Raw genomic sequence first — 19,034 nt, forward strand, 5'->3', positions numbered from 1 at the left:
CACCGGTGGCGAGAGGTAGCCGAAGGGGGGCGGTCCGGCAAGCGCGGCAGCGGGCGGGGCTTCGACCCTGTCGCCGCCCCGGCCGCCTCGCCTGGTGGTGGTCCGGATCAGTTCTGGACGGCCTGCACCGAGCCGCCGTCGATCCGCATGTTGGAGCCGTTGATGAAGGAGCCGCGCTCCGAGACGATCAGCGCGATCGCGCTCGCGACCTCATCGGCGCGGCCGCGCCGCTTCAGCGCGATCCCCGGCCGCTCCTCGTCGAGGAAGGTCTTCACCGCCTCGTCGATGGAGACGCCCATCTTCTCGGCCCTCTGCTCCATCATCCCGTCGGTCATGTCGGTCTCGATGAAGGCGGGAGAGACGGTGTTGCAGAGGATGCCGTGCTTGGCCTCCTCGTAGGAGATGTTCTTCACGAAGGCGGCAAGGGCCGCCTTGGCGGTATTGTAGGTCGCCTCCTCCCAATAGGGCTGGACGGCGTTCTCCGAGGTGATGCAGACGAACCGGCCCCGCTTCTTCTCCCGCATCGTCGGGAAGGTCGCGCGTGCCATGCGCACCGCCGACATGAAGTCGATCTGCCAGGCCTCGAGATAGTCCGCATCCGTCATTTCCAGCGGGTCACCCTTGGCACCGGTGATTCCCGAAGTATGGATGACGATGTCGATCGTGCCGAACCTGTCGATCGCCGCCTTGGCGAGCGCATCCACCGCCGCCTGGTCGGTAACGTCGGCCTTGACGCAGATCGCTTCGCCGGGAAGGCTGGCGGCGTCCCTCTCGAGCTTGTCGATGGCAAGGTCGGAGAGAACCAGCTTGCAGCCCTCCTCGGCGAGGATTTTGGCCGTCGCAAAGCCCATGCCGCCGGTAGCGCCGGTGATGATGGCGACGCGATCCTTGATCTTCAGGTCCATTCGCAGTGTTCCCTTCGCGGAAGTGGTTTCGCGTGACAACGGAGCCTTGCGGGTTAGGTTTCGCGGCATTGCGAAATGACGGGTGCGGCGAAGCCGCGCGCAATGCGGGGAGAGCGACGGTGCCGAGCTATGACTTCAAGAGCCCGAGGCTGTTCGTGGAGGCGGCGCTGGCGGAGGGGAGCGCGGTTTCGGCCGACCCTGCCCAGGCGAACTATCTCCTCAACGTCATGCGCCTTACCGACGGCGCAAGCGTCCTCGCCTTCAACGGCCGCGACGGCGAGTGGCGCTGCGAGATCTCGAAGACGGCCAAGAAGAAGGCCGATCTCGTCCCGGTCGAGTTCATGCGGGCGCAGCCGCCCGCCCCCGAGCTTCACTATCTCTTCGCGCCGCTGAAGCATGCGCGCCTCGACTACATGGTCCAGAAGGCCGTCGAGATGGGCGCCGGCGTCCTGCAGCCGGTGATGACGCAGCATGTGCAGGCCTCGCGCCTCAACGTGGAGCGCATGCGGGCGAACGCGATCGAGGCGACCGAACAGTGCGGCGTCCTGTCGGTGCCTGACTGCCGGGAGCCGGAAAAATTCGGCACGCTTCTCGCCGGCTGGGACGCGGCGCGCCGCATCGTCTTCTGCGACGAGCGCGAGGAGGCCGAGAGCCCGATCGAGACGCTGCGGGCGATGCCGCCTGGCCCCCTCGCCTTGCTGATCGGTCCGGAGGGCGGCTTTTCCGAGGAGGAACGGGCGGCGCTGAGAGAAGCGGACTTCGTGACGGCGATCTCGCTCGGCCCGCGCATCCTCAGGGCCGACACGGCCGCGGTCGCGGCACTCGCCGTCCTCCAGGCAGCCGTCGGCGACTGGCGGAACGGCTGAGCCGGCGGCAGCGGCCGCTCCTTTGGCCACACCGTCAACCGGGTCTCTCTTGCACTCCGGCGCGATTGCGGGCACCACGCGATTCGACCGGCGCGATTCCGACGAGATCGGGATCGCCAGCGATGCAACACGAAGGCTGACCATGGCGCGGGACACGACCGATCTCAGACCGGTCACCTCGGTTGAGGATCTGATCGCTCACCTGAAGACCGGCGAGAAGCCGCAGGAGCGGTTTCGCATCGGCACCGAACACGAGAAGTTCGGCTATTATCTCCAGGATCTGTCGCCGGTTCCCTATGAGGGCGAGACCGGCATCGCCAAGATCCTTGAGCGGATGCAGGCGCTGTCCGGCTGGGAGCCGATCGTCGACGACGGCCGCATCATCGGCCTCTACGGCGCCGGTGGCGAAGGCGCGATCTCGCTGGAGCCGGGGGGCCAGTTCGAACTGTCCGGCGCACCGCTGAAGACGATCCACGAGACCTGCCGCGAATCGAACCAGCATCTCGCGCAGGTGCGCGCCGTCGCCAAGGACCTCGGCGTCGGCTTCCTCGGCATCGGCGCCTCGCCGACCTGGACGCTGGCCGAGACGCCGATCATGCCGAAGTCGCGCTACGACATCATGCGCCGCTACATGCCGAAGGTCGGCACGCGGGGCCTCGACATGATGCTCAGGACCGCGACCATCCAGGTCAATCTCGACTTCTCCGACGAAGCCGACATGCGCCGCAAGATGCAGGTCGGCATGAAGCTGCAGCCGGTGGCCTCCGCGCTCTTTGCGAACTCGCCCTTCACCGAGGGACGGCCGAACGGGCTCGCCTCCTGGCGCTGTGACGTGTGGAGCGACGTCGACAACCAGCGTTCCGGGCTGCTGCCCTTCGTCTTCGAGGACAGCTTCACCTATCGCGACTATGCCGAGTGGGCGCTCGACGTGCCGATGTATTTCGTCACCCGCGACGGGCGCTATACGGACGCAACCGACGTCACCTTCCGCCAGTTCATGGACGGCGCGCTCAAGGGACGCATCCCCGATCCCGAGCCGCAGCTCGGCGACTGGACCAATCACCTGTCGACGCTGTTTCCCGACGTCCGGCTGAAGACCTTCCTGGAAATGCGCGGCGCCGACGGCGGCCCCTGGCGGCGCATCTGCGCGCTGCCGGCCTATTGGGTCGGCCTCCTCTACGACGCCGAAACGCTCGCGGCGGCCGAGAGCCTCACCAAGGACTGGACGTTCGAGGAGGTCTCCGCCATGCGCGCCGCCGTGCCGCGCGACGGCTTCCGGACGCCGTTCCGCGACGGCACGGTGCTCGAGCTTGCCCGCGAGACGGTGAAGCTCGCCCGCAAGGGCCTCATCGCAAGGGGCCGGCGCAATGAGGAGGGCAATGACGAGAGCTTCTTCCTGGCGCCGCTGGAAGAGGTCGTCGCGCGCGGCACGACCTCGGGAGAGGAACTCGTAAGGCTCTACGAGGAGCAGTGGGACCGGTCGATGAGCCGCGTCTTCAAGCACCTGACCTACTGACGCCCTTGCGGGTTCGCCCGAGGGCAGGACCCGCATCGGGCCGCGGCCGAGACGCCGCCCGACGAACCGGGCGGCCATCTTGGCAAGCCGCTCGCCTGCACCAGCTTTGACAGGAGGGCCGTTGCATGACCCAATGGCTCCGGGAACACTAGAGCGCCGTGCGTCCGTGTGGATGCACAAAGGATGCTCTAAGTCTTTGGATCTACGCGTCGTGCTTTCCGAAAATCGATTCCGATTTTCGGGCCGATGCTGTCGTCGATCGAGCTGTGCATGACGGATTTCTTCGACTGGCTCACGGCGAGCGACTACGGCCTCGGCACTGACCGGCTTGCCGACACGTTCAAGCTCAGCCATCAGGAGATGCGCAAGACCGCGGACGCGCTCGCCCCGGCCTATGCGCTGGCGATGCAGCGGATGATGTTCGATCCGGCTGCGTGGTCGGAGGTCTCGCGCCGATTTCTGCCCTTTGCCGCGGACAGCGCGCCGACAGCCGGGCAGGACATCGCGCAGAGCCCGGCCGCGCGTGACCTGTCGAGCGCGCTATTCGGATCGCAGGAGATTATTTCGACGGTCGCGCGGCAGGTCTCGCTGATCAGCGGGGTCACGCCCGACACGGTCGAGAAGCTGATGCGCAATCTCTCGGTCATGGCGATCGAGACCATGGTCAAGATGATGCTGGCCAACATGGCGCGCCAGCAGCCCAAGGGATTCGCCGAGGGCAACATGCCGGTCGCCATGGCGGAGATGATGCGGCGCAGCGCCAATGCCATGGAAGCGCTCGGCCGCCCCTCCGACGCACCGGCGCCGCGGCCGCAGGCGGGCATGCCGCAGATGCCCGGGACCGAATATCTGCAGAAGCTGTTTTCCGACGCCCTGAATGGCAATTTGCCCTGGCTGCCGCCGAGTTCGGTGTCCCCGCAGGCTCCCGCCAATCCCAAGCCTTCGACAAGCACGAGACAATCGCCCGCCATGCCGGGCTTTCCGCCGTTCGACGAGATGGCTCACGCCTTTCTGCGCGGCTGGCACGGATCCGGCGAAGCGGAGCGGGGCGAAGCGAAGCCAGCGGCAGGACCGGACGCCGCCGGGACCGGCCCGAGTGCCGCTTCATCCGCCGACCAGGCGCCGGAGACATCGGCCAAGGACACCGCGCCATCCGCCGATCCCGCCAGCCTTGCCCAGGCCGGCTTCGACCTTCAGCAGGAATATGCGCGCCAGATGATGGCGATCTTCGGCCGCCAGCCGACCGGCGACAAGGAGACGGACGCGACCTGACGCGAGCAACGGAGCGGCGGCGATGTTCGGAAGGGTCGATCTGCGGCCGAGTCGTGACGACAGCAAGCGGCTGCGCCTTCCCGCCCTGAACGTCATGGCAGCGGACTGACCCACAAAACGAAACGCGCCGGCCGGAAATGTCCGGTCGGCGCGTCGAAGTCATAGGCGATACTGCAGGAAGGTCGCCCGATCCGGCCTCAGTCGAGGAATCCGCAGCGGCGGCGTGCGGCGGACACGGCGAGCCGATAGGTGGGATCCTCGTGCCAGACCGTCTGCAGCGCGTTATGGATGTCGTCGCGCCGGATGCCGACGTCCTTCAAGAGATAGTCCGGCATCTCGGCGAGAAGCTTGGCCTGGCGACGGTTCACGATGGTCTTGACGATCGCGCGGGCGGCCTCGACGAAAACGCGGACATTCGTCAGCGGCGCCTTGGTGAGAGTGGGGGTACGGGTTCTCGCAGTGATCGTCATGGCTTGATCTCCTTTCGCAGCCATCTGACGTCAGGAAAAGCGGGAGCGCTCTCCGCCCGGCCGCAATGGCCGGCGGGTCTCTGCGCTCCCGAGTTGTTCCTGACGAGGATGAAGATAGATCCGCCGTATTGATAACTCCAACAAATGTTCGTAATGTCTCACATCAGTCTTGGTGATGGGTAAGCCGATGTCCGTTCCCCTCGATCTCGATCAGCTCAGAACCTTCGTCGCCATCGTCGACGCCGGCAGCTTCACCAAGGCTGCGGATGACGTGTTCAAGACGCAGTCGGCCGTATCCATGCAGATGCGGCGGCTGGAGGATCGGCTCGGGGTCCAGCTGTTCGAGCGGAACGGCCGCACCATCCGCATCACCGACGAGGGCGCGCGGCTGCTTGCCTATGCCCGCCGCATGCTGACCCTCAGCCAGGAGACATTGTCCGCCTTCGATCAGGAGGCAATGCAGGGGCATGTGCGGATCGGTCTGCCCGACGATTATGCCGAGCGCTTCCTGCCCGAGATCCTGGCGCGGTTTTCGCGCTCGAACCCGCTGGTCGAACTGCAGATCGCCTGCGAGCCCTCGCTCAACCTGATGGATCACGTCGAGAAGGGCCGGCTCGACGTCGCGCTCGTCTCCGATTGCGGCCATGCGACGGCGCCGCTCGAGATCGTGCGGCGCGAACCCCTGCATTTCGTCACCTCGGCCGCCCACGACATCCACCATGCGGAGATCCTGCCGCTGGCGCTAGGCCGCCAGGACTGCATGTGGCGGGCGCAGGGCATGCAGACGCTCGACCGCATTGGCCGCAAGTACAAGGTGCTGTTCACCTCCTGGTCGGCGCAGATCGTCGCCTCGGCAGTGCTTTCAGGCCTGGCGATCAGCGTTCTGCCGGAATGCGCGCTGCGGCCGGGCATGCGGATCCTCGGCGAGTATGACAAGTTCCCGACCCTGATCGACACGGAGATCGGCATCCTGCGCGCCCGCGCGGCCGAGGGTCCGGTGATCACCGCGCTGGTCGAACACATCCGCGACAGCCTCGCCAACCTCGCCCCGCCGCAGGCGCAGCCGAAGCCGTCCCAGATCCCGGAGACCCGCGTCGTGAGATCGGCCCGCATTCGGTCCAACTCGGCCCTGGCGAGCTGAACCCGGAGCGGGACCGCCTTTCTCCTACCCGGACATCGAGATATCCGCCGCCGGCAGACGACGGCCGGGTGCCGCCATTCCCCTGTCATCCGGACTGGCGCGAGCCGGCCACCATGCGCCGGCCCACCCCCTCACTGTTTCAGGTTTTTCGCTTGGCCAGTGAGGCCGCCGAGCTTGGCCGACTGCAAGTCGGCGCCGTCGAAATCGGCACCCTCGACATTCGCCCCGGCAAATTTCGCTCCTGCCAGCTCGGCCTTCCGCAGGTCGGCGCCGACGAGGGACGCACCGGAAAAATCGGCGAACTCCGCCGAGGCCCGCGACAGCTTGGCATTGGTGAGATCGGCGTTCGACAGATCGGCGGAATCGAGGACGCCGCGCATCAGCCCCATCGACTGATTGCGCATGTCGGCGGAGAAGTCGGCGTCCGAGAGATTGGCGCCGCTCATGTTCGCCCGCGAGAAATCGCTGGCAACACGGGCCTGCGACAGATCCGCATCCGAGAAATCCGCACCCATCATCTGGGCTTGGAACAGGCTCGCCCCGGAAAGATCGGCGCCGGAGAAATTCGCCTTCAGCCCCCAGGCCTGATCGAGCTTGGCCCCTTTGAGCCCGGCGTTCGAAAAGTTCGTGCCGTTGAGCGTCGCCGCGGTGAACAGCGCTGCGCCGAAGTCGAGACCCGACAGGTCGAGACCGTTGAGAGCCTTGCGGCTGAAGTCGGCGGGCGTATCCGGGCCGGCCCTCGCCAGGGCGTCTTCGACGTCCTGGCGCGACATCTCCGCCTTGGTCATGCGCGGCGAGGTCATGTCGAGGCCGTTCAGCAATCCCTGCGCCGCGGCGGGAACGCCGAGGCAGGTCGAGGCGGCCAAAAGGCCGAGGGCTGCGATCCTCAGACGCATCATGATCGATCCTCCCAGATCGTCTGTCGTTCTTCGCCCACCACTCGCCCTCTGCCATGGGCGGTCCATCGGGTCAAAACGCGTCGAAGTGATCGCGCGGGTGCGGGAGCGGGCGGGCGGGCGGCCTTGCCCCGGGGCCGGCCAGTCGCCACACTCCGGGCATGAGTCTTTCTGCCGAATCGGCGCCTGCGTCGAACGTTGCCGAATATACCGTCTCGGAAATCTCGGGTGCGTTGAAGCGGACGGTCGAGGAGACCTTCGGCCATGTCCGGGTGCGCGGCGAGATTTCCGGCTATCGCGGCCCCCATTCCTCCGGCCACGCCTATTTCTGCCTGAAGGACGACAGGGCCCGGATGGACGCCGTCGTGTGGCGCACGACGTTCTCCAAGCTGTCCTTCAAGCCCCAGGAGGGGCTGGAGGTCATCGCCACCGGCCGTCTGACAACCTTCCCGGGCGCCTCGAAATACCAGATCGTTATCGACGAAATCCAGCCGGCGGGCGCTGGCGCGCTGATGGCGCTTCTCGACGAGCGGCGCCGCAAGCTCGAGGCGGAAGGCCTGTTCGTCGCCGAGCGCAAGAAGCCCCTGCCCTATCTTCCAAACGTCATCGGCATCGTCACCTCGCCGACCGGCGCCGTCATAAGGGACATCTGCCACCGGATCGCCGACCGCTTTCCGGTGCGGCTCCTCGTCTGGCCGGTGCGCGTGCAGGGCGAAACCTCCGGGGAGGAGGTGGCGCGGGCGATCGAGGGCTTCAACGCGATCGAGCCGGGCGGCAAGCTGCCGCGGCCGGACCTTCTCATCGTCGCGCGTGGCGGCGGCAGTCTGGAAGACCTCTGGGGCTTCAACGACGAGGCTGTCGTTCGCGCCGCGGCTGCGTCGCAGATTCCGCTGGTCTCGGCCGTCGGCCACGAGACGGACTGGACACTGATCGACCACGCGGCCGACCGGCGCGCGCCGACGCCCACCGGCGCTGCGGAGATGGCCGTCCCGGTGAAGGCCGATCTTGTCGCCGCGCTCGCCAGTCTCCACGCGCGTCACGGCGCGGCCATGACCCGACGGCTCGATTCCGAGCGCCGGCATGTCTCGGCGACGGCCCGCGCGCTGCCGGTGCCCGACATGCTGCTCGCGCTGCCGCGCCGCCGCCTCGACGAGGCGACGACCAGCCTCGGCCAGTGCCTGCGCGTCGCGATCTCCGACAAGCGGCGCTCCTATGCCGAGATCGCCGCGCGGCTGACGCCGGGCAGCCTTGAGGCGCTCGCCCGCGACAAGCGGGCCGGACTGCGGCATCTGGCGACCCATGTCGACCACGCCGTCCGCGCCGCGCTGGGCGACCGGCGCCGCCGCTTCGACCGGGTCGCGGCCGAAATGCGCCCGCATCAGATCAAGGCGCGCAGCCAGGCCGCCCGCGTCGATCTGGACCGCCTGGGCGAACGATTGTCGCAGGCCGAGGGGCGGCTCACCGAGATGCGGCGCCAGCGGCTCGGAAATGCCTGGCGCATGGCCGCAAGCCTCGACCCGCGCCAGGTGCTGCAGCGCGGCTACGCCATCGTGCGGGACATGGAGAACACACCGATCGTGCGCGCGTCCGGTCTTCAGCCCGGCATGACTTTCCAGGTCGAGTTCGCCGGCCGCGAAGTCCGGGAGGCCGTCGCCACAGGCGCAGACGGCGGGCCGCCAGCCCAGCAGAACCTCGAAGCCGCCTCCCCCGCGCCGGCAAGGCCGAAGCGCCGTCCGTCCCGCAAGGCTTCGGCGGGCGAGGACCAGGGCACGCTCTTCTGAAGCCCGTCGTCGGCCACGGCACCAGCTTCCGGCGGAGGCATGGGACCTCCGGACAGACAAGACTCCTTCGCAAAGGAAAGCGCCTGCTCTCGGCGCGGGCCGAGTTCACGAAACGCAGGCGCCGCTACCCGCCTCGAATTCTGGATAGCAGCGGCCGGCAAAGGTATGCGACGCCGCCGGCAGAATCTTGCTATCATCGGGCTGGGCGCCGGAGGACCCATCGTGGGGAGGCAATCGATGAACGCAGAAATTGCATTAACGCCGACAGGCGGGGCACCCACCGCTCGGCCTTTGCTCGTCGCGGCGGCTGGTCTTTTCATGACAGCCGTGCCGGTGGCAGCCGAACCGCCGGCGACGGTGGCCGTGATAGCCTTCGATTACGTGGATACGTCTGGAGAAGCGCGCGACCAGACAAAAGAGCATGCCGATCGCTTGGCGGCTTTCCGCACCCGGCTGCGCGATCGACTTGTCGAGGGTCCCGATTTTCGCCCGGTCGAACTCTCCTGTCTCGACCGGTCTGGCTGCAGTGCCGAGACGACGCCGCCGGCCGAACTTCTCAAGGAGGCGCGCAGCGCAGGGGCCGACTTCCTCGTGTTCGGCGGCATCCACAAGATGAGCACCTTGGTCGGCTGGGGCCGGGTCGACGTTCTCGACGTCGCGGCGGACAAGCTCGTCTCCGATCGGATCATCTCGTTTCGCGGCGATACCGACGAGGCCTTCGACCGAGCCGCGGAATTCGCCGCAAAAGACATTCTGACGACGCTCGGGGGAAGCCGGGCGGCCGACGCTTCCGAACGGCGCAAGCCCTGACAGGCCTGCGATCCCGTGCCGGCCGCACAGGCCCCCGAAGAATGGCCTCGCAGTCTCCGACGATCGAGAAGGGCACCGTCTCCGGCGCCCTTCTGAGCATGCCTTGCGCTACTGTGCCGGGGCGGTGGTGCCACCCGTCGACGGCGTCGTATCGGTGACTGTCGGCGCCGCGCCGATGTCATCGGTCGCCGTCGGATCGGATGCGTTGACGCCACCGTAATAGCTGCCGCCAAACCACCAGACCAGCAGGAGCACGATGATCGCGGCGAGCGCGATCCAGACCCAGCTGCCGATCGTGCCGCGTCTTGCGGCCGGCGTGCCTGCCGGCGTTCGTGCGCCTGTCGTGGTCCGTGTGGTGTCGGTAGCCGGCGTGGTCTCGTTTCGGTTCGGCCCCCCCGTGGGCCGCGGTTCGCGCGGATCTGCCATGTCGGTTCTCCTGCTATTTCAGTTCGTTGCAATGCTTGGCGCAAAACGAGCCGCATCGTCCGCGCGTTCCGTCCGTTCGGGCAGGGCAAGCTTCGCCGGCTAAAGGGTGACGCCGATTTCAGGAGGTGTCCGGCGGCCGAGACGGGCGCTCAGCCCCGCGTAGGCCCCGCTTCCCGCTCGCGCAGTTCCCGCTGCAGGGTGCGCTCGCGCGGCTTTCCGTTGACACGGTCCTGGAAGATCGCATCGAGTTCCGCGCCGGTGAGGATGGTGAGCGCGCTGACATAGAACCAGATCAGCGTCAGCACGACGGAACTCACCGGACCGTAGAGCTGGCCATAGGAACCGGCGGTCGAGACATAGACCGTCAGCCCGTAGGAGACGGCGAGCCAGAGGAGCGTGCCGATCGCGGCGCCGCCGAGAAGCGGCAGCCAGCGCGGCGCCTCGCGCGAGGGACCGACACGAAAGAGGATTGCCAAGGCTGCAAAGAAGGAGACGGCGAGGATCGGCCAGCGCAGGTCGCCGACGAGGATCGGATATCCCGGCAGGATCACCGGTGCCGCGAGTATGGCAAGCGCGAAGACGAGCACCACCGTCCCGACGAATGCGACACCGAAGGAGATGATGCCGCGCTTAACCCGGCTGCGCTTCTCGCGCACATCGGCCATGATGTTGAGCGCGGTGATCAGTCCGCTCGCCGAGCGCCAGGCGGTCCAGGCGACGACCACAAGGTTGAGCGCGAGGCCGAGACCGAGGCCGAGGCGGCTCGGCGCCTGCGAGACGAAATTGCGGGCGAGCTCCAGCGTATCGCCCGGCAGGACGCCGTCGAGCGCATCGAGGGCGCTTCTGAGGACGTCGAGGCCACCGAGCACGGTCCAGACCACGGCGATCGAGGCGAGCACAGGCAGAAGAGCGACGACGCCGTGGAAGGCAAGGCCGGACGCCACCATCAGCATATGGTCGCTGAAGACTTCCCGCTTCAGCTCGACGAGGATGCCCCAGCCGGAGCGCAGCCATCGGGAAATCGTCTTTGATGCCACGCGCTCGCTTGCCTCCATTGGTTGCGGTTCGGTGAGGCGAGGCGATCGGGTCGGAACCCGCGCCAACGCCTCGCGCGACGGAAACTGTGGCAGCGTGCGTCGATGTCCCGAAACGAAGTGAAACCTTGGCGCGTCTCGACGCCGCCCGCTCAGATCAATCCGCGTGATCGGTCGCGTTCAGCGCCATCTCGGTTGAAACGGCCGCAGGTGCCTCGGCTCGCGAGGCGGATGTCAAGGCGATCGAGACTTCGGGCCCACCGCGCACCATCCGGCTTCACCTCTAGGTTGCCGCCTGATCCTCGCCCAGCTTCACGCTCCAGCGGAAATCGCGCGTCTCGCCGGCCGGCAGGACCAGGATGCCCGGCTTCTTCAGGAACTCGCCGTCCCAATCGATGGGGCTCGCCATGCCATACCAGGGCTCGATGCAGAGGAACGGCGCCCCGTGCGGCTTCGACCAGATGCCGAGGTCCTTGAACCCATCCCAGCTGACGGCGAGCGAACGGACGGTGCGGCTTTCGGCGCCCAGAGCGGCGAAAGTCACCTTGCGGCTGGCCACCCCCGGCATCACCAGCGCGTCGTCGGCGAAAAGGCGTTCCGACAGTTTCAGCCGGCGCCCGTCGAAGGGCAGAGGCATCTCCTCGCCGAGAAGCCCGTCGACCACCGGCATGGCGCCTCCGGTCTCCTGCGTCTCGAAGATGACGACATGGTCGTCCTTCGCGACGCCCTCCGCGAGCGGCCATCGAAACGCCGGATGGGCTCCGACGCCGCAGGCAAGCGGCCCCTCGCCGGGATTGGTCACTCTGGTCGTCACGGTGAGGCCATCATCGGCGACGGCATAGACGAGTTCGAGGCTGAACGGGAACGGAAACGACTGGCGCGTCTCGGCAGAATCGCCGAGGCGCAGGGTCACCCTATCCGCGCCGCGTTCCGTCCATTCAAATTGGCTGTCGCGGGCAAATCCGTGCTTTCCGAGCGTATAGGTCTTGCCGTCGTGGCGCAGCGTATCGTCGCGGAGCCGCCCGACGATCGGAAACAGAACCGGCGCATGGCGCGGCCATTCGGGGCCCGCCTGCCACAGCATCTCGTTTCCGGCCGCATCGCGCAGGCTGACGAGTTCCGCCCCCTTGGCGCTCACCTCGGCGCTGATGCCGGCCGTCACAATTCGATGGCTGTCCATGCCGTTCGTTCCTCTTCCGGCTACTCCCGATCCTGCAAGGCATGCCCCGCAGACGCGGCCGGATCAAGGAAATCCCGTCCCCAAGGGTACGTCATCGCGCAGGTGGTTCATGACGGATTGCTTCTCCGCCGCTTCGCGGGAACATCCGTAGCGGATTTCCAGGCGGCCTGCCCAAGCCTCAGGCCGCTTCCCAGCCCTCGAAAATCGGCTCCAACGCAGAATTCCAGCGCAGACGGCCGGCATCGAGGCGCAGGCCGTAATGCCCTGCGGGACGCGCCAGCGCATGTCTAGGGTTCGCCGAGGCCATGGCGATCGCATCCCGGGTGGAGGCGACATTCCAGGCGCAGACATTGCGGACCGCCTGGTCGAGGCAGAGTGCCGAGCCGGCGAGATTGGCCCGGCCGGGCTGGCGCACGGACCCCTCTGCCGTGCGCTCCACTTCCATTCCCGCGAAGCGATAGGTCCCGGCGGGCGCTGCCGCCGCGACGACGGCATCGGTAACGAGGATCGAATGGCCTGGCCCCTTCAGCGCGACGATCGCGGCGAGCGCCTGGGGCGACATGTGGTGGCCGTCGGCGATCAGGCAGGCATCGAGCCGCCTTTCGGCGAGTTGCGCCAGAAGTGTGTTCTCGAGCTTGGCAAGCTCGTGCGGAAGCCCGTTGCCGAGATGGGTGGAGAGGCTGGTGCCGCAGTCGGCCGCGCGGCGCACGGTCTCGAAATCGGCGGCCGAGTGGCCGATGGCAGTGACCTTGCCGCGCTTCGTCATTTCCTCGACGAAGGCGATCGCGCCCGGCCTTTCCGGGGCGAGCGTCACCAGGACGATCGGCCGGCCGAGACCGGCTTCGAGATCGGTCAGGAGCGCGATGTCGGGATCGCCCATGGCGGCGGCCGGATGGCATCCGCAATAGCCGGGCGAAGGGTTCAGGAACGGCCCCTCCAGATGGTAGCCGGCGACCATGCGCCGGCCGAGCCTGCTGCCTCCGACGGCGGCGTCGAGCGCGCGAAAGCGGTCCCGCAGTTCATCCGGTCGCGCGGTGATGATGGTCGGAAGACAGCCCGTCACCCCGTGCGACAGCATCGCCTCGAGCGCGATATCGAGATCGCCCGGGCGGATGGCGGGATCGTTGAAGTCGACCCCGGCATAGCCGTTCACCTGGAGGTCGAAGAGGCCGTCCGAGAACACTGCCGTCTCCTTACGCCTTGTGGGCCGCGAGCAGGCTGGCGGAGGCCCGGTCGAGATGCAGGCTCGCGGCCGGGTGGCGCTGCAGGATCGACGCGGGCGCCTTGGGCGAGACCTCGCCCTCCACCGCGCGGGCGACGGCGGCGGCCTTGCGCTCGTCCGGCACCGACAGGACGATCCGCCGCGACGTCATGATCTGCCGGATGCTCATCGACACGGCGCGGCGCGGCACGTCGTCGAGGGTCGGGAACCAGCCCTCGCCGAGCTGCTGGCGGCGGCACGCCTCGTCGAGCTCGACGAGAATGTAGGGATCCTCGACGTCGAAATCGGCCGGCGGGTCGTTGAACGCCAGATGGCAGTTCTCGCCGATCCCCGCGAAGCAGACGTCCACCGTCTCGGCGCCAAGGCGGCGGTTCAGCCGGTCGATCTCGGCATCGATGTCGCCGGCGTCCCCGTCGACCGCCACGAACTCCTTGAGGCCCGCGACCTTGTCGACGAACCGCTCCTGCAGATAGCGGCGGAAGCTTGCGGGATGGTCGAGGCCGAGACCGACATATTCGTCGAGATGGAAGACCGTCACCTTCGACCAGTCGATGTCCGCCCGGATGAGGTCCGCCAGCATGGTCAACTGGCTCGCCCCGGTCGCCAGCACCACCACGGCATGGCCCTTTTCGGCGATGGCGGCGGCCACGGCCGCGGCGCCTTCGCGCGCCGCGGCCGTGCCGAGCGCCTTATCGTCGGCATGCACAGTCAGCTGCATGGAACGCTTCCTCATATTTCAAACGGCTCTGTTTATAACCTGTAGGCAATTCGCTTGCCCCGGGTCAATGCCGCCAATCACCGGCGTGTTAATTTCAAACACATTTCGTTTTTAATCGCTTGACGGCGGCGGAACGCGCCGGAATACTCGCCTTCGTCCAACCGAAGGGAAGCCCCGACCATGAAGCTCCATACCGCGTTGCTCACCGCTGGCGTCTGCGTCTCGTTCCTCTCCCAGTCCGCCTATGCGCAGACCGTCCTGCGCCTCGCCGAGAACCAGCCGGAGACGAACCCTGTCACCGTGGCGATGCACCGCTTCGCCGACCTCGTGAAGGAGTACACGGACGGTGCCGTCGTGGTCGAAGTGTTCTCCGGCGCCCAGCTCGGCCAGGAGCCTGAGACGATCGAACAGGCCCAGGCAGGGGTCGTCGACCTCGCCCGGGTGAATTCGGTCGTCATGGCGAATGTCAGCCCGTCGATGGGCGTGTTCACGCTTCCCTACATTTTCCGCGACTGGGACCAGAAATATACGGTGCTCGACGGCGAGGTGGGCAAGACGGTGCTCGATGACCTCGGCGATGTCGGTCTCGTCGGCTTCGACTACATGGATGCCGGCACGCGGTCCTTCTACACCGTGAAGGGCAAGCCGGTGACCAAGCTCGAGGACCTGAAGGGGCTGAAGATCCGCGTCCAGCCGGCGCCGATCTCGATCCGCATGGTCGAGCTTCTGGGCGCAGTCCCGACGCCCATGAACTACGGCGAGGTCTATTCCAGCCTGCAAACGGGCGTGATCGACGGCGCCGAGAACGACTATGTCAGCTACCAGACGTCCGGCCACTACGAAGTCGCGCCGAACTATATCGAGGACGGGCATCTCAGCCCCCCGGCACTCCTGGTGATGAACAAGGCCCGCTTCGATGCCTTGCCTGAGGACCAGCAGGAGGCGATCCGCAAGGCCGGCCGGGAAGCCGCGCTCTACGAGCGCAAGATCATGCGCGAGGCGAACGAAGAGGCGCAGGCCGCCGTCGAGAAGGCCGGGGCGACCGTGACCAAAGTGGACAATGCGCCTTTCCAGGCCGCGGTGCAGCCGATCTATTCGGAATTTCCCGACCTTCAGCCGCTGATCGAGAAGATCAAGGCGGTCAAATAGGGCGCCGATGCCCTGTCACGCGGGGGAAGGAGCCGAGTTGAACTGGCAGCAGGGCATCAGGCGAGGAGCCGACGCGGCGAACATGGCCGCCAGTTGGCTCTGCCACTTCCTCCTCGTGATCATCACGACGGTGATCTGTCTGCAGGTCTTCCTGCGCTTCGTCCTCAACGATCCGACGAGTTGGTCCGAGGAGGTCGCACTCCTCTGCCTCATCTGGTTCGGCCTCATCGCGATCGCCATCGGAATCCGCCGGCACGAGCATGTCGCGATATCCTTCTTCCGCAACATCCTGCCGGCGCCGCTGGCGATCGCTCTCGACTATCTGGCGCAGGTGCTGATGGCGCTCTTCATGCTGGCCGTGCTGGTCTATGGACGCGATCTCGTCGCCCTGGCGGGACAGCAGATCCTGCCCGCCTCCCGCCTGCCGAAATACTGGCTCTACCTGCCGACGATGGCGGGCGGCCTTCTCGGCTTCCTGAACGCGCTGGTCAACATTGCCCTTCGGGACGTCGCCGATCCCAATTTCGCGGTCGAGGGCCCCCATGCCGATTGACTTCGTCGGCATCGCCCTTCTCCTGGGCGGCTTCCTGGCGCTGATGTTTCTCAGGGTCCCGATCGCCTTCGCGCTCGGCCTGTCGTCGCTGGCGACGGTCTTCTATCTCGGCCTGCCGCCGCTGATGATCGCGCAGCGCATGGTGAACGGGCTCAACAGCTTCACCTTCCTCGCCGTGCCCTTCTTCATCCTCGTCGGCAACATCATGACCGAGGGCGGCATCTCCGACCGGCTGGTCAAGCTCGCGGACGTCCTGGTCGGCCGGCTGCGCGGCGGCCTCGCCCAGGGCAATGTCGTCGCGAGCACCATGTTCGGCGGCATTTCCGGCTCATCCGTCGCCGACGTCGCCTCGATCGGCTCCTTCCTGATCCCGGCGATGACGCGGAACGGCTATCCGGCCGGCTACTCGGTCGCCGTGACCGTCACCTCTTCGGTCCAGGGCGTCCTGATCCCGCCCAGCCAGAACATGATCTTCTACGCGCTGGCGGCCGGCGGCCTGCCGATCAGCACGCTGTTCATCGCCGGCTATGTGCCCGGATTCCTGCTCGGCCTGTCGCTGATGGTGATCTGCTGGATCATGGCGGTCCGGCACGGCCATCCGACCGGCAAGCGCTACGAGCCGAGGGAGGCGGTCCGCGTCGCCGCCAATGCCGCGATCGGCCTGTTCACCATCGTCATCATCATCGGCGGCATCCTGACCGGCGTCTTCACGGCGACGGAGTCCGCGGCCGTCGCGGTCGTCTATGCGCTTCTCGCCACGGGGCTCTTCTACAGGACCCTCAACCGCGCCGCGATCGCCCGGATCTTCGCGACCACGCTGACGACGCTCGCCATCGTCACCGCCATCATCATGACGTCGTCGGCCTTCGGCTTCCTGCTCTCCTATCTGCGGGTTCCCACGCTCCTCGCCGACGGCATCTTCGCCATCTCGGACAACCGGATCTTCGTCCTTTTGGCGATCAATATCCTACTCCTGATCCTCGGCATGCTCATGGACATGGGCGTCCTGATCCTGATCCTTACCCCGATCCTCCTGCCGATCGCGACCAAGGTCGGCGTCGACCCGATCCAGTTCGGCATCATCCTGATCCTCAATCTCGGCATCGGGCTCTGCACCCCGCCTGTCGGCACCTCGCTCCTGGTCGGCTGCGGCATCGCACGCCTGCCGTTGGAAAAGGCGACGAAGAGCCTCCTGCCCTTCTACGCGGCGATGGTCGTCGTTCTCCTCCTGGTGACCTACATTCCGGCGCTCTCGCTGACCCTGCCGACATGGTTCAAATAGACGATGCTTTCCGGTTCCGAGACGCAGCGCACGCGTGACCTGCGGACCGTGCTCGACCTCGTGCGCACGGGCAAGGCCACGACCCGGGGCGAGATCATCGAGCATCTCAATCTGCGTTCCACCACGGTTTCGGAACTCGTCGGCGAGCTGGTCGAAGCCGATCTCCTTCGCGAAAGCGTGGTCAGGCAGCGCGGGCGCGGCCGGCCGGCCGCCTACCTGAGCTACAATACCCAGCGCTTCGGCGTGATCTTCATGCAGGTCGCAAGCCGCAGCATCGTCGCCAAGGCCGTCGACATGGCCGGCCGCGTCGTCGCCGAAGCCCATGCGGCGCCGCCCGCGGATACGGCCAATGACGAGATGGCGGCGGTGCTTCTTAGCCTTGCCGCCGAAGCCCTGGAACGCTTCCCGACCGGGGTCGAGGTGATCGCCGTCGTGTGTTCCTTCTCCGGCCTCCTCGACGCGCCGCGAAAGCTCTGGTGCTTCTCCTCACGATGGCCGAACGTCAGCAATCTCGATGTCGGCGAGGTGCTGCGCGGGCTCGGCAAGGAGGTGGTGCTCGTCCGCAATCTCGACGCCGAGCTCGCCGGACGGCTGGCGGACACCGAGAAGCGGCGCGAGGAGAGCGTTCTCCTGCTGCATTGGGGCTACGGCATCGGCGCCGCCTACTACACCGAGGGTGCGATCGTGAACCGCCTGCGCGGCCGGTTCTGCGAGATCGGGCACTGGGGCCTCGGCAATGCCCGCGGCGCCAGATGCACTTGCGGAAATACCGACTGCCTGGAGACCGTGGCGGCGCTCTGGTCGCTCGGCCCGCAGATAAGATCCGTTTTCCCGGATCTTCCGCTCGACGAGGATGCGTTCGGCCCCATGGCCGAGCGGCTGAACCTGCTGGATGTCCCCGCCCTCGCCGAAGCGACCCGGGAGGTGGTCCGTCTGACCGGCAATTTGTCGCGGCTCCTGTTTCCCGACAGGATCATCCTGACCGGACCCTTCGTGCGGAACGCGGACATCTTCCACCGCTTCGTGGTCGCCCTCGAAGCGGCTCCCGTTCTGCGGAGCCTCGACCGGACGATCGTCACCTCCGGCGAGCAGGGCTCACGCCACGAGCTGTCGGGCGCCGTCGAGACCGTCTTCGAAGCCGCATGCGACGATCTCCTGCGACGCCGGGGGTGACGCAGGCGCAGGCGAGTCGCTCGGCGACAGATCTGGGAATGACGCTCGCCTCGGCCGGGCGCAGGCAGCGGTCGACCTGCGGCCCGATCTCCCAAGATCCCCCGACCTTCAGCCCAAACGAAAAACCCCGCCGGTGGGGCGGGGTTTTTCGAAGTAAACTTGGTTGCGGGGCACGCAACTACCGATCCCGACATTCGTTGCAGGTTGTCATCTAAGGCTATTGGTTTTGGCCTATGTCCCGGCAAAAAACGTGTGAGCAACCTCTCCTGTATTTCCTGATGGACACTGTTTGTGATGTGAAACCGCAGTGGTCGGCCAGCCGTCTCCTCTATCAGGCTACCATCTCCCGATCGGCCGAAGCAACGTTGACGGCCGGGTTTCCAGCGAAGATGGCGCGCATCTGCTCCATGGTCCGCGCGTCAGCGGATGTGATGTCGTGATGGATGATGGCCGCTCTCCTTGTTCAACGAAAAGGTGAATTTACCGTCCACCAGAAGATGCAACAGACCGTCTGCTTGAACAATCCGTCTTAGAGTCCGTTTGAGAATGGTATCAATGGCTGATGCGTCGGAGCAGGAGGCTGCCCATGGCGACATGGATCATGGCTTCCGAGACGTCGATGCGCTGTTCGTAATCACGC

Annotated in this window: 18 protein-coding genes and 1 pseudogene; 10 read left to right on the forward strand and 9 right to left on the reverse strand. The window is 66.7% G+C overall.

Features of this window, described 5'->3' with window-relative positions; all coding sequences use genetic code 11:
- Positions 1-107: 107 nt before the first annotated feature.
- Entirely contained in the window at positions 108-905 is a 798-nt protein-coding gene (locus LH400_RS11305; RefSeq protein WP_229152790.1) for an SDR family NAD(P)-dependent oxidoreductase, read from the reverse strand.
- 119 nt (positions 906-1,024) lie between these two features.
- Here LH400_RS11305 and LH400_RS11310 point away from each other — a divergent pair, with 119 nt between their 5' ends.
- The 3 genes from LH400_RS11310 (at position 1,025) to LH400_RS11320 (ending at position 4,559) form a co-directional block, all read left to right on the forward strand.
- Positions 1,025-1,771 (forward strand): 16S rRNA (uracil(1498)-N(3))-methyltransferase, encoded by a 747-nt coding sequence (locus LH400_RS11310; protein WP_229152791.1) that lies wholly within the window; start codon positions 1,025-1,027, stop codon positions 1,769-1,771.
- 142 nt (positions 1,772-1,913) lie between these two features.
- On the forward strand, positions 1,914-3,287 hold the full coding sequence (locus LH400_RS11315; RefSeq protein ID WP_229152792.1) for a glutamate--cysteine ligase: 1,374 nt from the start codon (positions 1,914-1,916) through the stop codon (positions 3,285-3,287).
- Between the two features lie 270 nt (positions 3,288-3,557).
- The gene (locus LH400_RS11320) at positions 3,558-4,559 is read left to right on the forward strand and encodes a hypothetical protein (protein ID WP_229152793.1); all 1,002 of its coding nucleotides are present in this window, start codon (positions 3,558-3,560) and stop codon (positions 4,557-4,559) included.
- Between the two features lie 197 nt (positions 4,560-4,756).
- Here the strand turns inward: LH400_RS11320 and LH400_RS11325 are convergent, their stop codons facing one another.
- Complete coding sequence (locus tag LH400_RS11325) at positions 4,757-5,029, reverse strand: DUF1127 domain-containing protein (RefSeq protein WP_229152794.1); 273 nt, start codon at positions 5,027-5,029, stop codon at positions 4,757-4,759.
- Positions 5,030-5,216: 187 nt separating this feature from the next.
- Here LH400_RS11325 and LH400_RS11330 point away from each other — a divergent pair, with 187 nt between their 5' ends.
- A complete protein-coding gene (locus tag LH400_RS11330) occupies positions 5,217-6,170 on the forward strand; it encodes a LysR family transcriptional regulator (protein ID WP_229152795.1) in 954 nt (317 codons plus the stop codon).
- 131 nt (positions 6,171-6,301) lie between these two features.
- Here LH400_RS11330 and LH400_RS26005 read toward each other — a convergent pair whose 3' ends face one another.
- Positions 6,302-7,069, reverse strand: coding sequence for a pentapeptide repeat-containing protein (locus LH400_RS26005; protein ID WP_255617073.1), 768 nt, complete (start codon positions 7,067-7,069; stop codon positions 6,302-6,304).
- 158 nt (positions 7,070-7,227) lie between these two features.
- On the opposite strand from LH400_RS26005, the gene xseA reads away from it, so the two are divergent.
- A complete protein-coding gene (gene xseA, locus LH400_RS11345; RefSeq protein WP_229152796.1) occupies positions 7,228-8,847 on the forward strand; it encodes an exodeoxyribonuclease VII large subunit in 1,620 nt (539 codons plus the stop codon).
- A gap of 165 nt (positions 8,848-9,012) precedes the next feature.
- On the forward strand, positions 9,013-9,657 hold the full coding sequence (locus LH400_RS11350) for a DUF2380 domain-containing protein (protein WP_229152797.1): 645 nt from the start codon (positions 9,013-9,015) through the stop codon (positions 9,655-9,657).
- Positions 9,658-9,765: 108 nt separating this feature from the next.
- Here the strand turns inward: LH400_RS11350 and LH400_RS11355 are convergent, their stop codons facing one another.
- From LH400_RS11355 to LH400_RS11375, 5 genes are all read right to left on the reverse strand, one after another.
- Complete coding sequence (locus LH400_RS11355) at positions 9,766-10,083, reverse strand: hypothetical protein (protein ID WP_229152798.1); 318 nt, start codon at positions 10,081-10,083, stop codon at positions 9,766-9,768.
- Positions 10,084-10,232: 149 nt separating this feature from the next.
- The gene (locus LH400_RS11360) at positions 10,233-11,120 is read right to left on the reverse strand and encodes a YihY/virulence factor BrkB family protein (RefSeq protein WP_229152799.1); all 888 of its coding nucleotides are present in this window, start codon (positions 11,118-11,120) and stop codon (positions 10,233-10,235) included.
- 280 nt (positions 11,121-11,400) lie between these two features.
- Positions 11,401-12,297 carry an aldose 1-epimerase family protein gene (locus LH400_RS11365; protein ID WP_229152800.1) on the reverse strand — a complete coding sequence of 299 codons (897 nt, stop codon included), beginning with the start codon at positions 12,295-12,297 and terminating at the stop codon, positions 11,401-11,403.
- Positions 12,298-12,475: 178 nt separating this feature from the next.
- Positions 12,476-13,480 (reverse strand): N-acetylglucosamine-6-phosphate deacetylase, encoded by a 1,005-nt coding sequence (locus tag LH400_RS11370; protein WP_229152801.1) that lies wholly within the window; start codon positions 13,478-13,480, stop codon positions 12,476-12,478.
- A gap of 10 nt (positions 13,481-13,490) precedes the next feature.
- Positions 13,491-14,237, reverse strand: coding sequence for a 6-phosphogluconolactonase (locus LH400_RS11375; RefSeq protein WP_229152802.1), 747 nt, complete (start codon positions 14,235-14,237; stop codon positions 13,491-13,493).
- 180 nt (positions 14,238-14,417) lie between these two features.
- Between LH400_RS11375 and LH400_RS11380 the strand changes: the two genes are divergently transcribed.
- Genes LH400_RS11380 through LH400_RS11395 form a run of 4 tightly spaced genes read left to right on the forward strand, consistent with a single transcriptional unit; the run spans position 14,418 to position 18,394 of the window.
- A complete protein-coding gene (locus tag LH400_RS11380; protein WP_229152803.1) occupies positions 14,418-15,386 on the forward strand; it encodes a TRAP transporter substrate-binding protein in 969 nt (322 codons plus the stop codon).
- A gap of 37 nt (positions 15,387-15,423) precedes the next feature.
- Positions 15,424-15,939 carry a TRAP transporter small permease gene (locus LH400_RS11385; protein ID WP_229152804.1) on the forward strand — a complete coding sequence of 172 codons (516 nt, stop codon included), beginning with the start codon at positions 15,424-15,426 and terminating at the stop codon, positions 15,937-15,939.
- A complete protein-coding gene (locus LH400_RS11390) occupies positions 15,929-17,221 on the forward strand; it encodes a TRAP transporter large permease (protein ID WP_229152805.1) in 1,293 nt (430 codons plus the stop codon). Before LH400_RS11385 ends, LH400_RS11390 begins: the two co-directional genes overlap by 11 nt.
- 3 nt (positions 17,222-17,224) lie before the next feature.
- Entirely contained in the window at positions 17,225-18,394 is a 1,170-nt protein-coding gene (locus tag LH400_RS11395; RefSeq protein ID WP_229152806.1) for an ROK family transcriptional regulator, read from the forward strand.
- Positions 18,395-18,946: 552 nt separating this feature from the next.
- On the opposite strand, the pseudogene LH400_RS11400 reads toward LH400_RS11395, so the two are convergent.
- Positions 18,947-19,034: pseudogene (locus LH400_RS11400) on the reverse strand (IS5/IS1182 family transposase); the annotation flags it as partial.

Origin of the sequence: Jiella soli (assembly GCF_020615385.1) — a bacterium.
Lineage (GTDB): Bacteria > Pseudomonadota > Alphaproteobacteria > Rhizobiales > Rhizobiaceae > VKMB-3413.